Annotated in this window: 1 protein-coding gene; it reads left to right on the forward strand. The window is 59.1% G+C overall.

Annotated features, from left to right (window positions below; genetic code table 11):
- The coding region (locus tag AB3X89_RS40375; RefSeq protein WP_368588081.1) for an IS6 family transposase at positions 1–347 on the forward strand (347 nt) is incomplete at both ends.

Genomic DNA, 347 nt, shown 5'->3' on the forward strand with positions numbered 1-347 from the left:
CGTGGTATCGCGGTGGATCATTCGACGGTGTACCGCTGGGTCATCAAGCTGCTGCCGCTCTTCGAAAGGCGCTTCCGCAAGCACAAGCGTCCGGTTGGGAAAAGCTGGCGAATGGACGAGAGCTATATCAAGATCAAAGGCGAGTGGAAATATCTTTACCGGGCAGTGGACAAGGCGGGCGACACGGTCGACTTCCTGCTCAGGGCCAGGCGGGACAAGCTCGCTGCCCGGCGGTTCTTTGAAAAGGCGATCGCCCATAATGGTACGCCAGAGACCGTGACCATCGACAAAAGCGGCTCCAATCTGGCCGCACTGGATGCGGTGAATGCCGATCGCGAGACGCCGAT

Origin of the sequence: Paraburkholderia sp. BR14320, from assembly GCF_040948665.1 — a bacterium.
In the GTDB taxonomy this organism is placed as follows: Bacteria; Pseudomonadota; Gammaproteobacteria; order Burkholderiales; family Burkholderiaceae; genus Paraburkholderia; species Paraburkholderia youngii.